Consider the following 315-nt stretch of genomic DNA (forward strand, 5'->3'; position numbering starts at 1 on the left):
GAAGGCGGACGCCGTGGTCAAGTGTTCCGATTACCTGCGTGGCCAGTTTGATGACGAGACCGTCGCGGCGGCGATACGTCGCAGCGGTCCCGAGCGCGGCTTGGACAAGCAGGGCTGGGTACAGCCTCGCTCTCTCCAGATGCGCTTGGGTGGGGACACCCAAGCGGCGGACCGAGCCCACGTCCACCAGCCTCTGGTACACATCCATCCAGAGACGGTCGTGAACGCCGTCGTCGTGCCGTACGCCTTCCACAAGGAGTGTCCGCAGAAGGTGCGACCTTTCCCGGTGCCCGTCGAGCACATGCTGGAGAGAGG

At 65.1% G+C, this 315-nt stretch carries 1 protein-coding gene; it reads right to left on the minus strand.

What is annotated here, in order from left to right:
- Positions 1-208 (minus strand): hypothetical protein (locus tag KVS67_RS11765; protein ID WP_217565426.1); only part of this gene is annotated, 208 nt, incomplete at its 3' end.
- Positions 209-315: the final 107 nt, after the last annotated feature.

Source organism: Micrococcus sp. GbtcB5, from assembly GCF_019091605.1.
Classification (GTDB): domain Bacteria; phylum Actinomycetota; class Actinomycetes; order Actinomycetales; family Micrococcaceae; genus Micrococcus; species Micrococcus luteus.